Here is a 14,097-nt window from a genome sequence, read left to right as displayed (position 1 = left end):
TTAAAGCTTAATTAATCAGGATCATCATGCCCGGCAATACCTTTGGCTCGCTATTTACCGTTACCAATTTTGGCGAATCCCATGGCCCGGCGATCGGCTGCGTCGTGGATGGATGCCCTCCCGGTCTGGATTTATGTGAAGCAGACCTGCAAATCGATCTGGATCGACGCAAGCCGGGAACTTCCAGGCACGTTACCCAACGCCAGGAGCCTGACACGGTTGAAATTCTGTCGGGCGTCTATGAAGGCAAAACCACCGGCACTCCGATCATGTTGATGATTCGCAATCAGGATCAGCGTAGTAAGGACTACGGCAACATTGTTGAAACCTTCCGGCCCGGTCACGCTGATTACACATATTGGCAAAAATACGGCATCCGCGATCCGCGTGGTGGTGGACGTTCTTCAGCGCGTCTTACGGCGCCGTCGGTCGCGGCGGCGGCGATTGCTAAAAAATGGTTATTTCAGCAATACGGCACCGTTATTAAAGGCTACATGAGTCAATTGGGCGAGATTCCGATTGATTTTGAGTCTTTGGAATTTGTTCCCCAAAATCCCTTTTTTGCGCCGAATGTTAGTCAGATCGATGCGCTTGAGGCGTATATGGACGCACTACGTAAGGACGGCGACTCGTGTGGGGCGCGCATCAACGTGGTCGCTTCCAACGTTCCCATCGGTTTAGGCGAGCCTTTATATGACCGACTTGATGCCGATATTGCGTACGCAATGATGGGTATCAATGCTGTTAAAGCAGTCGAAATTGGTGCTGGATTTGCATCCATTGTTCAAAAAGGCTCGGTGCATGGGGATGAGATCACGCCTCAGGGATTTTTATCCAATAATGCGGGGGGTATTTTGGGCGGAATTTCGACCGGCCAGGATATCACCGTGACCATTGCGATCAAGCCGACATCCAGCATCCGCACGCCGCGTCAGTCGATTAATAAGCAGGGCGAGCCTACGACCGTGGAAACGTTCGGTCGGCATGACCCTTGCGTTGGAATTCGGGCTACGCCCATCGCCGAGGCAATGCTGGCGCTGGTGCTAATGGACCATGCGCTACGGGACCGCGCCCAATGCGGTGACGTCAAAGTACCGCGTTTAGTCAATCCTGAATAATATTTTGTAGCGGGGACGGTGGTCGATATCGGCGAACTGGCAGCGGGAATAACGGTGGCGAAATGCACCCCTTCATCGGTGTAGTTGCTTCGGAGTCCGGCGCACTTATTGCTAATGGGCACTAAAATAAGGTCGAAAGCTTATTATTCGGTGGCGATCTGTTATTGGGCATGGTGGCGGGTGGCGCTGGTACTGCCAGGCACGGTGGTGGCTTATGCACGTTCGCCTATGCGGGGCATGTCAATTGGCTGGTCGGGATTCCGCTTGCCATCGGTGGCGTAGTGAGCGTTTCGTCCGGCCTAGCGTTGGCGCATCATCTTCCCGAACGTCGCTTGTATGTTTCAGCCTGGCTTTAATCGTGCTGGTGTCCTGGTTGATGTTGCGCGGATGATGTCCGATTGTGACTTAATGGGCCAGAGTTCGTAAGGCGCTCACGCAACGCTTGCCGACCGTTCCACGATGGCATATCGTATAAATAAGGGGCAGAGCGTTTTTTTTCTCTCAATCAACTGATGCCATTGGCCGTCAGATCGATTTGATCAGGGCGAATCCAATTTCAGTGAGGAGACGATACGGTGGATATACTTTCGACTGCTGCAATGGCTGCTGGCCTCTCTTGGGCGAGCGGTATTCGCCTTTATATGGCTTTATTCGTCGCTGGCCTATTCGGGCATTTTGGCTGGATTACCCTTCCGCATACGCTTGACGTATTGCAATCTCCCTGGATTCTGGGCCTCACCGGAGTGCTGACCCTGGTGGAGTTTTTGGCCGATAAAATTCCTGGACTGGACTCAATTTGGGATGCTATCCAGACGTTTATAAGGATACCTGCCGGCGCTGTGCTGAGTGCTGCTGCTATGGGACACATGGACCCGGCGGTGACGACCGCTGCGGCGTTAGTCGGTGGCACTTTCGCCGCCAGCGCCCATGCGACCAAAGCGGGCAGTCGCGCGATGATCAATACATCACCTGAACCTTTAAGTAACTGGGCGGCATCATTTTCTGAGGATGTCACCGTATTGGGTGCTTTATGGGCGGCGTTTTATCACCCTTGGGTTTTGTTCGGATTTTTACTGGTATTCTTCACTGTTGCAATCTGGTTGTTGCCCAAGCTGTGGCGTAGTCTCCGCTGGGTTTTTCAAAGGCTTAGTACATGATTTTGCAGTCTCTGCGCATGACGCGGCGCGATTGGCGCGCGGGTGAATTACGGTTCTTATTAATAGCGTTAATTGTCGCGGTGGCGGCGTTGTCCTCAGTCGGATTTTTCGTCGACCGGATGCGCGCCGGGTTAGCCCGCGACGCACACCAGCTACTGGGTGCTGACCTATTGATTGGCGCGGACCAGCCGGTGAATCCGAATTGGCGCGAAGAGGCCCGACGGCGCGGTTTAACAATCGCCGATACGGTGGTTTTTCCTAGCATGGCCCTATCTGGCGAGGGCGATGATTCCCGTTCCCAGCTAGCATCGCTAAAAGCCGTCTCCCCAAGTTATCCCCTACGCGGTCATCTAAGTGTTACCGATAAACCCGGTGGTATTGATCAGGTCACGCGTTCGGTTCCCGCTACAGGGACGGTCTGGGTCGATCCGAATATCCTGAGCGCATTGAATATCAACGTAGGCGCACCTCTTAAGCTGGGTGATCGAACCTTCAAAATTGCCCGCATCCTATCGATTGAACCTGACCGGGGCAGCGGCTTTGTCAATTTTTCACCGCGTGTGATGCTCTCGATGGCTGATTTGGCGTCCACCCATCTGGTGCAGGACGGCTCTCGCGTGACTTACCGCTTACTGCTGGCCGGTGCTGCGCCCCAGATTCAGGAATTTCAGGACTGGGCCGAAGCCGAGATCGCACGGGATAACGTTAAAGGCGTGCGGATAGAGTCGCTGGCAACCGGGCGCCCCGAGATGCGGGCAACCCTGGATCGGGCGCAGCAATTTTTATCATTGGTAGGTCTTTTGTCTGCCATGTTGGCCGCGGTGGCGGTGGCAATGGCGGCCCGGCGTTTCATGTTGCGTCATCTGGACGCCTGCGCAATGTTGCGTTGTTTGGGCCTGACCCAAAATCAGGTAACCCAACTGTATGTATATGAATTCTTCTTGATCGGTCTGGTGGGAAGCATCGTCGGTGCCCTGATCGGATTTGGTGCACATTTCGTATTACTTGAAACGTTAGGTAAATTTGTCTCGCACGATTTGCCCGCACCTGGTTTTATTCCAGGTTTGCAAGGAATCGTAACAGGGTTGCTGTTATTGATAGGGTTTGCTCTCCCCCCGATTCTACAGTTACGCAACGTGCCGCATAACCGCGTCATACGGCGCGAACAAGACGCTCCCCAGGTAGCCGTAGTTGCTACCTATGGGCTGGGAACGCTCACTTTCATCGGTTTGTTGTTGTGGCAAGCGGGCGATGTCAAACTTGGTCTGTTGACTGCGCTGGGTTTTTTGGGGTGCTTTGCGGTCTTTGCCCTGATTTCCTGGTTGTCATTGAAATCGCTGCGGTACGCGCGCGGTGCTTTCAAACATCCAAGCTGGCGCTTTGCCTTAACCGGATTGCAGCGCCGGCCCGGCGCGACGATCGTGCAAATCGTGGCACTCGCCCTCGGCCTGATGGCGTTGCTATTGTTGACCGTAATACGGGGCGATTTGATCGGCGCGTGGCGTCAGTCGACCCCGGCCGACGCACCCAATCGCTTTGTGATTAATATTCAGCCCGAGCAATTGTCCGATATCAATCGACGACTGGTGGCGGCAGGTATTGCGCAACCGAACCTATATCCAATGATTCGTGGCCGCTTAACTGCAATTAACGGAAACTTGATTAAATCCGACACGTATCAGGAAGATCGTGCAAAGCGATTGGTCGAACGCGAATTCAATTTGTCCACGATGGTCGGCGTGCCGCCGAAAAATGAAATCGTCGCGGGAAGTTGGTATAAGGATGATCAGCCGGAAGCGTCTGTGGAGGAGGGATTAGCAAAAACCTTGCATCTGAAACTAGGTGACAAACTAACTTTTGATATTGCCGGTCAGACAGTGACCGCGCCGATCACCAGTTTGCGTAAGCTGGAATGGGGCTCCATGCAGGTCAATTTCTTTGTTATATTAAACCCGAAGGCAATGGTCAATACGCCACAGACCTGGATCACCGCCTTCCGTTTGCCGCCCTCGCAGAGCAACCTTGGAAACCAGTTGACGCGTGATTTTCCCAATTTGACGGTGGTTGATATCGGCATCATTATTCAACAATTGCAGGATGTGGTCGATCAAGTGGTGGCGGCTGTAGAGTTTTTGTTCTTGTTTACGCTGGCCTCCGGTGGGCTGGTATTGTATGCGGCGCTGTTAAGTTCGCAAGGGGAGCGCACGCGTGAAGCGGGGTTGTTACGGGCTTTGGGTGCCACGCGCACACAGTTGTCGCATGCCCAATGGATTGAATTTGCGTTGATCGGGAGTTTGGCAGGGTTGTTGGCGGCGACCGGCGCGGCGGCTATAGGCTGGGCATTAGCGCACTATGTGTTTAGCTTTACCTGGGCATTTAGTCCATTGATTTGGATTGCCGGGATGGTGGTTGGGGCACTTTGTACGTTTGTGGGTGGGTGGATTGGGTTGAGAGGGGTTTTGTCTCGACCGCCATTGGAGACGTTGCGGGAGGCTTGAATGGTGAGTCGCAACTTGAAATGCTGCTGCAACTGGCGCTTGGGTTGCGTTATTATTCGGGTCTATGAATATTGAAAATAATTCTTCTCCTGAACTGACGCCGCCGTCTATCTTTGAATTGATTGGTGGCGCTGGGCGTTTGCGGGAATTGGTCGATCGGTTTTACGACTTGATGGACCTGGAGCCTGCGTTTTCCAATGTGCGGGTATTGCATCCGACTTCTCTAGATGGGTCGCGAGACAAGTTTTATTGGTTTTTGTCCGGCTGGAGCGGAGGGCCGGATTTGTTTGTTGAGCGGTTTGGCCATCCACGCTTACGGGCGCGGCACCTGCCGTATGCGATTTCTACGCCGGAGCGGGATCAGTGGTTGCGCTGCATGGCGCTGGCGATGCAGGATGTCGGATTGGAAGAGAAACTGCAGGAACGCTTGATGCTGTCCTTCTTCGATACTGCTGACTGGATGCGGAATAAAGCCGATAAGGTCGATACGCCAGTCTAGACCGCTCGCACTATTTTATTTTACTGGGTTGCCGATGCAACCCCTTTTTTTGATCTGACATCATGACGTTAACCGAGTTATTTGTTTTGCTAATTATTGCCGCCATCATTATCGTACTCCAAGTGATTGGTCTGTGGCGTAACGGACGCGCTGAAAAGGGTGACGTGCAGCAGACACTATGGACGCAGCTAAAAGACGATCTGTTGCGGCGCCAGCAAGATATCGCGGAGCGGAATGAACGCGAATTGCGCGATCAGGTACAGAGTAGCGGGCAGAGTACACGCCAGGAAATCGGTGCGAGTTTTGGGCAATTGCAACAGACTGTGCTGGCCCAGATGACGAGCGTCGCGACGCTGCAAAATAGTCAGATCGATGCCTTTGCCCAACAACTCGTGCGCCTCAACGAAACCAATGCCCAGCAACTCGACAGCATGCGCCTGGCAATGAATCAACAGGCGCAGACCAGTCGTGAAGAGCAGGCACTTTCTTTACAGCGGTTTGGCGATACCCTCAATCAGACCTTGGCAACGCTGACCGAGTCAAACGCGCAACGGATGACGGAAATTCGGACAACGCTAGAGGCAAAAATCAAGGACCTGCAGAATGACAACGGTTTGCGCCTTGAAGAAATGCGTAAAACGGTGGATGAAAAACTCCACGCAACGCTAGAAAAGCGCTTGGGCGAATCGTTTCAGATCGTCTCCGACCGGCTGGAAAAAGTCCATCAAGGTTTAGGCGAGATGCAGCAGTTGGCGATTGGCGTCGGCGATTTGAAGCGGGTGCTGACTAACGTTAAAACGCGTGGAACCTGGGGCGAGGTGCAACTTGAAATGTTGCTGGAGCAAGTCTTAACCCCGGAGCAATATGCGAAAAACGTTGAGACCGTGCCCGGAACCGGAGAGCGGGTAGAGTTTGCGATTAAGTTGCCCGGTAACGATGACGGCAATACCCCGGTGTGGATGCCAATCGACGCGAAGTTTCCGAAAGAGCAATACGAACGACTGTCGGAAGCTGCCGATCGGGCGGATGCCGACGGAGTTGCCTTGGCAGGTCGCGAGTTGGAGCGGGTGGTGCGCGGCGAAGCGAAAACGATCGCGGAAAAATATTTGTCCCCGCCGCTTACTACCGATTTTGCGATTCTCTTTTTGCCGACCGAAGGTTTGTACGCGGAAGTCATGAGACGTCCTGGTCTGGCCGATGATTTGCAGCGTCTCCATCGGATTAGCATCGCTGGTCCATCGACTTTATCCGCACTATTAAATAGCTTGCAAATGGGTTTCAGAACACTGGCGCTGGAGAAACGTTCGTCGGAAGTCTGGCAGGTGCTGGGCGCGGTAAAAACTGAATTTACCAAGTTTGGGGATGTTCTGGCAGCGACCAAGTTAACGCTGGAGCGGGCTGCAAAAAATATTGATCAGGCTGAGGTTCGTAGTCGACAAATGGCACGTAAGTTAAAGTCAGTCGAAGCGTTACCGAGCGAGGCAGCGCAATTGGTGCTGGGTAAGGCAGCGGAGCAATTGCAGGATGAAGAAAGTCAACGCGATTTGCTTTGATATGCATTAATCTGCTTTTTAATAAACATGGCGCGGAGATCATCTTCACCGGGCCTGGACAAAATAGGCCTGACAGCGAGCTTGCCGACCCTGCCTAAGTAGAACTTACGCTTATCAGGTGGCGGTGGTGACAAGAAGGTGACTAGAAAGCATAATCCTGCAGCGGCGGATTCGTGCAAATTCTGTTTAAATCAGACCATCAAACAGAATCACCTCAACTTGATCGCCTATTGCAACGTCTGTTTGTTCGTGCGCCAGAACGATCATGCAATTGGCTTCAGTCATTGAGCGCAGGATGCCTGAACCTTGCGCCCCGGTTGGTCGAACTGACCATGCGCCATTATCCTGACGCACCAGAATGCCGCGTTGATACTCGGTGCGTCCAGGCTTCTTCCGAATGATCGCTGCAGAGCTTACTTGCATGAGGGGAAGAGGTGCCGACTGCGCCCCCATCATGTGTAAAAGTGCGTCACGCGCAAAGAAATAAAACGACACCATGACGGCTACCGGATTACCGGGAAGTCCAAAGAATACGGCTGGCTTGCCGGAGCTGTTAATTGTCCCAAACGCGAGAGGACGTCCGGGGCGCATGCCGAGCTTCCAAAATGCTACTTCGCCTAATTGCGCCATCATCCGCCGGGTATGGTCAGCATCCCCGACAGATACGCCGCCGGAAGTGATAATGGCATCGGCATTTTCGGCCGCACTTTTAAATGCGATTTCCAGCGCGACAGGGTCGTCAGCAACCACGCCCAGGTCGATGATTTCGCAGCCGAGTCGCTGCAACATGCCGTATAGCGTGTAGCGATTCGAGTCATACACACAGCCGGAATCAAGCACTTCGCCCACGGAGCGCAATTCGTCGCCTGTAGAAAAAAAAGCGACGCGTAACCGCCGTTGCACCGGAACTTCGGCGAACCCCAACGAGGCTAATAGTCCCAGATCCGCAGGGCGCAAAATTCGCCCTTTTTTTAGTGCGATGGCGCCGGTTTGCAAATCCTCGCCGGCCAGACGGCGATTTGCGCCAGCTTTTACTGCGCCTGAAGCGATGGTGATAAACGGGGTGGAGCGAGTCGGGAGGGGGGGAATGTTCGGACTATTCGATTCCGCCGGGTTGCCGTCGAAGGCGCTGACGAACTCTTGCGGAATCACCGTATCAAGGCCGGAAGGCATCGGTGCTCCGGTCATGATCCGTATCGCCTGGCCTGACCCAACGGGTCCTTCAAAGGCGCGTCCGGCATGCGACGTGCCGATGACGTCGAGCGTCGTATCGCCTTCGGTGACTAAGCTTTCACTATGAAATGCGTACCCGTCCATTGCTGAATTATCGTAGGCAGGAACGTTGATTGGTGAAATAATATCGATTGCCAACACGCGATCCAGCGCGCTGCGGATGGCGACCTTTTCTATTGCATGAATTGGGGTAATGCAATGGCGGATAATCGCCTGCGCATGACTTACTGGCAGGGCGTCGGAATCGTAATCCGAAACGCAACTGATCGCAGCGCTCAGGGACGATGGCGATGTGCTTGACGGGAACTGAACCGCCGAATTGGAATACTTGGTCATTGGTTGTGATCTGGGTTATCTGCTTCACGTAATTCATCGGGCGTATTGATATTGCGAAATGCCAGCGCATCGGGAAACAGGACTTCTGTGTAATGGTGTCGCTTATACCAAGTCTCCATTTTGCGGCCGCCTTCGTTTAAATATGTCGTTAAATCTGCAATGAGCGTGGTTCTCAGCAACATAAAAACCGGCTGCGTTTGAATGGTCCCGGTTGCGGCCGTTTCGTTACCATTTAAGGCAGTGTTGGCTGTTGCCGCCACAGCGGAGTCTGCCACAGCGATGGCTGCCACAGCGATGGCTGCCACAGCTATGGCTGCCACAGCGATATCCGCCTCAGCGCTTTCTAATGCAGCAGCCAACTTTACCACCAGGTCGTGCGGCAAGAATGGCGAATCGCACGGCGCTGTGACCAAAAAGGGAGTTGGGCAATGTTTTAGTCCTGCCTGCAGGCCCGCCAATGGCCCAGCAAACGCATCGTTTGCATCCGCCCAGACCGGTACGCCGAAGGACCTGTAGGCGTCCAGATTGCGATTCGCATTGATCATCAGCGACCCTACTTGCGGCGCTAATATTGCCATTACGTGGACCACCATGGCGACACCATTGAGCGCCTGCAAACCTTTATCGGTTCCACCCATACGGCTTCCTCGTCCACCGGCGAGGATCAAACCTGTGATTTGATTGGTATGCATAAGGGAGTGAGGATGGTGGACAATTTAAGGATAATGTATTCGCAGTTTAATTTTTTTGTTCAAAAAGCGCTGTCAGGTATAGGGTCGAGTGCACGAAATAGCCGGCCATGAGCGAAAAATAATCATCCCCCGATATAAGACATTTCGACTTTTTTTCTGGTTGGCGTCAAGCCATCTGTGTTGAGCGTTCGCAACTCGGAGTAGCGATCATCGCGCACGCGCCATAATTGTCCGACGATGGTCGAGATTTCCGCATCGCTGCCATTACCGCGTAAGAGGGCGCGTAAATCATGGCCTTCGCTGGCAAACAGGCAGGTGTATAACTTGCCCTCGGTTGAAAGCCGAGCGCGACTGCAATCGCTGCAAAAGGCTTGCGTGACACTGGAAATCAAACCGATCTCACCGCCGTCATCGTAATGCCAGCGTTGTGCGGTTTCTCCTGCATAATTTGCCATCAAAGGCGACATCGGAAAGACATTCCGGATGCGCTGGACCACTTCGGATGACGGAACAACCTCGTCCATTTTCCAACCATTGGATGCACCAACATCCATATATTCGATGAAACGCAAAATAAATGGCGATGTCTTGAAGTAGCGCGCCATCGGCAGTATTTCCTGATCGTTGACGCCGCGCTTAACCACCATGTTGACCTTGATTGGGCCCAAACCTACCTGATGAGCCACATCAAGGCCGTGCAGCACGTCCGCCACCGGGAAGTCGGCATCGTTCATCTGTTTAAAGATATTTTCGTCTATGGCATCCAGAGAGACGGTCACGCGATTTAAGCCTGCATCTTTTAGCGATTGCGCCTTTTTTGCCAACAAGGAACCGTTGGTAGTTAATGTCAAATCAATATCTTGTCCGTCCGGGGTTCTCAAGGCGCTCAGCTGCTCTATGAGCTTTTCGATATGTTTGCGCAAAAGCGGCTCGCCGCCAGTCAATCGAATTTTCTTCACGCCGTGGGCCACAAAAATTTTCGCCAGACGTGTTATTTCTTCAAACGATAACAAAGCCGTATGCGGCAGAAATGCGTAATTTTTGTCAAACACTGCGCGTGGCATGCAATAGACGCAACGAAAGTTGCAGCGATCCGTGACTGAAATCCTCAGATCGTGTAATGGTCGGCCTGATGCATCCGTGATAAGTCCGGTGGGGGATTCCAGTGTGGTCGGAAACACAGGTGCGAGCAGCCGATGATCAATCAGTGGAATGACTTTTTTAGTCATATTGTCTATCTGAAATTTCTAAATGTCTTGTCGAATTAATTTTTTTTTATGATTGTTCAGTTACGTCCTGCAAACAGCATACCGGCATCAAGAGAACTCGGGCCTTGCGATTTATCTACGGGATTAGCCTAGCACCTGAATGCGAATCATAGCGAAATGTGAAGTTCGCATGAAGTCTATTATCGTCTAAAAAAGTGCGACGATAATACGATAACGGCATACGGTAGCAACATACGGTAAGGAAGATACCACGTTAGCCAATTATTGGTTTTGCAGGCGAAATTTTTGACGTTAAAAAAGAGAGTTAAAAACTCCCTTTTTTTCCTGCCGGTAAGAAAAAATTTTCCAGTCAGGAAGCGGCCAACGGAGCCGCTTTCCTAACTTCGGTTTTACTTTTCCTACCCGTCCCACTCATTAAGTGGCATGGTGAACCGTTACTGCCGATTCGTTTCAGTTTCGATCTGCACCAATGGCTCGTCAGTCATTACTGGCCGCGGTTTCCGTTCACGTGGAGTACGTGGCGCAACCACAATTTTCGACGCCGCTTCTTGTGCCGCAAGTAGTTTGGCTGGATCGGTTCCGGCCAAGGTCAGGCCAGCGGAATCCAAAGCGCTTTGCAAGTCATCGCTTGAAGAAGAGGCCGCTGATATCGCTATCGGCGCTGTCGTTTCTACTGCAGTTACGGGTGCGTGGTGCACTGCATCCGGTGTAGTTACGACTTGGGCCGTATTGACCGCATGTACCATCACATGCGGCGCTTCAATAACACCACCATTCGCAGGTGCGGCTTCAACTGCCACGGGAACGTCGATCACCTGAGTTTCCTTGACGATTTCAGGGACCTCGATTTCAGCAATCTTGGTTTCAGCAACCTTTGCCTCAGCGAAAGTGGCTTCAGCTAACGCTGGTTTTTCCGTCACTGCAGCAATTTCTGGCGCTTGGATAGCCGCTTGGACAGTCGGTGTAACCTTTGCCAGTGCTTCCACTGGCTCGACATGAGTCGCCGCGGTCGCTACTTCAGTTAGCTGTTCAGATGACTTTGCTTCTTCCTGAAGGGCAACAACTTGCTGAGGAGCAGCGGGGGCGGCAATAGCCGCTGACAACACAGTCGTTTCTACCGTTTTTGCTGTTTCTGCTGTTTCTATTGAGGGTACGAAAACCGCTGGCGCCGCCACCAAAGCGGCGGGAGTGTCGATTACCGCGATTGGGGCAACGCTTTCAGTCGCAGGCAGATGGATCGGCGCAACGGCAACGAGAGTCTCCGAAGCAAGTGCCGATGGAGCGTTATGGCTGACCGGCGCATGTTCTGCGCTCTCGACCAAATCGGCCCATCCGTCTGGTGTGCTTTCGCTACCTTCAACGCCGCTCTCCGTACTATCGCGATCACGACGGTTACGATTACGACCGCCACGACGACGACGACGACGCGGTTCTTCGCCTTCGCCCGCTTCGCCGTCCACTCGAGGTGCGCCTGCGTCCAGCGATTCGGTATCATTAGCTTGCTCTGGCGTAACGCCGACAGGTGCCAACGACGCTTCCACCAATGCAACGTTAAGAGGCAGCTCCTCTTTCTTGACTTCGATGGCAACTTCTTTGCGGTCTTCGCGTGGCGGACGTGGTGTCCGTTCGCCGCGTTGACGGCCTTCGTTTGGTTCCCGGGGCTCACGTGGCTCACGCGCTTCTTTTGGTTCACGCGGTGGGCGCGGTTGTCGCTGTTGCGTTTTACTTTCTGAATTAGCTGCGACAACCACTTCTGCTACTACCGGTTTTTTCGCACTGTTAGCATTTTCTTCGCGCGTTTCTGTGCCTTCTTCGTCACGGTCACGATTGCGACCGCCGCGATTGCGACCACGCTGACCACGACCATTGCGATCATTGCCGCGTTCGCGGGAAGGCTTGGCTGCCGTTGCGACAGGCGCAATGGCTACTTCTGTCGACGCTGGCTTTTTGAAGAAGAATGCCATGATCTTTGCAAGCAAACCTTCGCCAGCCGCAGCCGCGGTGGCGACAACAGGTGCTACAGCTATTGGCTTACGCTCCACGATAGGTGCAGGTTGGTCTGGCGTGATGCCTTTGACCACCGCTTCCTGACGCGGTTTGCCTTCTTCTTTTTGGCGCTTGCTGTAACCGATGTCGGTATCAGCTTGTTCTGCCATGGCGTAACTGGCTTGGGTCTCTTCAAGGCGTGGATCGTCATGTTTCAAACGCTCAAGCTTGTAATGCGGCGTTTCCAGATGCTTGTTTGGAATGAGGATCACGGCGACACGATGGCGGGTTTCGATCTTCAGGATCTCGCCACGCTTTTCGTTTAGCAGGAATCCGGCGACATCTACCGGTGCCTGGACATGAATCGCGGCGGAATTTTCCTTCATTGCTTCTTCCTGAATGATACGCAGGACTTGCAAGGCGGAAGATTCGATGTCGCGGATGTGCCCGGTGCCGTTACAGCGTGGGCAAGTTACATGACTTCCTTCGGACAGTGACGGACGGAGACGCTGACGCGACAACTCCATCAGGCCAAAGCGGGAAATCTTGCCCATTTGTACACGTGCACGGTCATAACGCAGCGCGTCTTTCAGGCGAGTTTCAACTTCGCGTTGATTCTTCGCGTTCTCCATGTCAATGAAGTCGATGACGATCAGACCACCCAAATCGCGCAAACGCAATTGGCGGGCAACTTCTTCAGCGGCTTCGCAATTGGTATTAAACGCGGTTGTTTCGATGTCGCTGCCGCGGGTTGCCCGTGCGGAGTTAACGTCGACCGAAACCAGTGCTTCGGTATGATCGATGACGATCGCGCCACCGGACGGTAGTGGAACCGTGCGGGAATAGGCAGTTTCAATCTGATGTTCGATCTGAAAACGCGAGAACAACGGAACATCGTCGTGATAACGCTTAACCCGGTGCACCATATCCGGCATCACGTGCGCCATGAATTGTTGTGCTTGCTCGTGAATTTCGTCGGTATCGATCAGAATTTCGCCGATATCAGGTTGGAAATAATCGCGAATAGCACGGATAACCAGCGATGATTCCTGATAAATCAGGAAAGCGCCGTTACCTTGGGTGCCAGCGCCTTCGATAGCGCGCCATAATTGCATCAGGTAGTTCAAATCCCATTGCAATTCGTCAACATTGCGGCCGATACCGGCTGTGCGGGCAATTACGGACATGCCTGAAGGCAAATCCAGTTTGTCCATCGTTTCGCGCAATTCCTGGCGATCTTCACCTTCCACACGGCGGGAAACACCACCACCGCGAGGGTTGTTAGGCATCAATACCAGGTAACGACCAGCCAATGATACGAAAGAGGTAAGGGCGGCGCCTTTATTGCCGCGCTCTTCCTTCTCGACCTGGACCATGATTTCCTGGCCTTCACGCAACGCTTCTTTAATTGACGCGCTGCGGACATCGACGCCTTCTTTAAAGTAGGTGCGGGCAACTTCTTTAAACGGCAGGAAGCCGTGGCGTTCTTCTCCGTAATTAACGAAGCAGGCTTCCAACGACGGCTCGATACGGGTAATCACACCTTTGTAGATATTGGACTTGCGTTGTTCGCGTCCGGTGGTTTCGATATCGATGTCGATGAGTTTTTGCCCGTCAACGATCGCTACGCGCAATTCTTCTTGCTGCGTAGCATTAAACAACATGCGTTTCATTTTTTCACTCCGTGACCCTGAGGCCATTTTAATGCCACCTAATCATGCAAATAAGCATTGATTCCAGCAGCAGAATACAGGGATGTACGCGAGGAACGAGTGTTCGGGGGGAGGGAATTGCCT

10 protein-coding genes are annotated in these 14,097 nt (G+C 53.0%); 6 read left to right on the top strand and 4 right to left on the bottom strand.

The genetic code is table 11. The features are described from left to right. Window positions 1-26 precede the first annotated feature (26 nt). The 6 genes from aroC to JQN73_RS03560 all read left to right on the top strand — a co-directional run bounded on the left by aroC (window position 27) and on the right by JQN73_RS03560 (window position 6,825). Window positions 27-1,118 carry a chorismate synthase gene (aroC, locus tag JQN73_RS03585; RefSeq protein ID WP_205321795.1) on the top strand — a complete coding sequence of 364 codons (1,092 nt, stop codon included), beginning with the start codon at window positions 27-29 and terminating at the stop codon, window positions 1,116-1,118. Window positions 1,119-1,282: 164 nt separating this feature from the next. Beyond that, on the top strand, window positions 1,283-1,474 hold the full coding sequence (locus JQN73_RS03580; protein WP_205321794.1) for a hypothetical protein: 192 nt from the start codon (window positions 1,283-1,285) through the stop codon (window positions 1,472-1,474). Between the two features lie 225 nt (window positions 1,475-1,699). Further along, the gene (locus JQN73_RS03575; protein ID WP_205323158.1) at window positions 1,700-2,275 is read left to right on the top strand and encodes a DUF4126 domain-containing protein; all 576 of its coding nucleotides are present in this window, start codon (window positions 1,700-1,702) and stop codon (window positions 2,273-2,275) included. After that, window positions 2,272-4,773: an ABC transporter permease gene (locus tag JQN73_RS03570; protein WP_205321793.1), complete on the top strand. Its 2,502-nt coding sequence runs from the start codon at window positions 2,272-2,274 to the stop codon at window positions 4,771-4,773. The genes JQN73_RS03575 and JQN73_RS03570 overlap by 4 nt, the downstream gene beginning before the upstream one ends. A gap of 64 nt (window positions 4,774-4,837) precedes the next feature. Then, entirely contained in the window at window positions 4,838-5,272 is a 435-nt protein-coding gene (locus JQN73_RS03565) for a group II truncated hemoglobin (RefSeq protein ID WP_205321792.1), read from the top strand. A gap of 62 nt (window positions 5,273-5,334) precedes the next feature. Then, complete coding sequence (locus tag JQN73_RS03560; protein WP_205321791.1) at window positions 5,335-6,825, top strand: DNA recombination protein RmuC; 1,491 nt, start codon at window positions 5,335-5,337, stop codon at window positions 6,823-6,825. Between the two features lie 186 nt (window positions 6,826-7,011). Here the strand turns inward: JQN73_RS03560 and glp are convergent, their stop codons facing one another. The 4 genes from glp to JQN73_RS03540 form a co-directional block, all read right to left on the bottom strand. Continuing rightward, the gene (glp, locus tag JQN73_RS03555) at window positions 7,012-8,394 is read right to left on the bottom strand and encodes a gephyrin-like molybdotransferase Glp (RefSeq protein ID WP_205321790.1); all 1,383 of its coding nucleotides are present in this window, start codon (window positions 8,392-8,394) and stop codon (window positions 7,012-7,014) included. Next, on the bottom strand, window positions 8,391-9,086 hold the full coding sequence (mobA, locus tag JQN73_RS03550) for a molybdenum cofactor guanylyltransferase MobA (RefSeq protein ID WP_205321789.1): 696 nt from the start codon (window positions 9,084-9,086) through the stop codon (window positions 8,391-8,393). Before mobA ends, glp begins: the two co-directional genes overlap by 4 nt. Window positions 9,087-9,208: 122 nt before the next feature. Next, window positions 9,209-10,315, bottom strand: a complete 1,107-nt coding sequence (moaA, locus tag JQN73_RS03545; protein WP_205321788.1) for a GTP 3',8-cyclase MoaA — start codon at window positions 10,313-10,315, stop codon at window positions 9,209-9,211. 434 nt (window positions 10,316-10,749) lie between these two features. Further along, complete coding sequence (locus tag JQN73_RS03540) at window positions 10,750-13,974, bottom strand: Rne/Rng family ribonuclease (protein WP_205321787.1); 3,225 nt, start codon at window positions 13,972-13,974, stop codon at window positions 10,750-10,752. Window positions 13,975-14,097 lie beyond the last annotated feature (123 nt).

The organism is Glaciimonas sp. PAMC28666 (assembly GCF_016917355.1).
Lineage (GTDB): Bacteria > Pseudomonadota > Gammaproteobacteria > Burkholderiales > Burkholderiaceae_D > Glaciimonas.
Note: the sequence above shows the minus strand (reverse complement) of the source record. Positions and strands in the feature narration are given on the sequence as shown.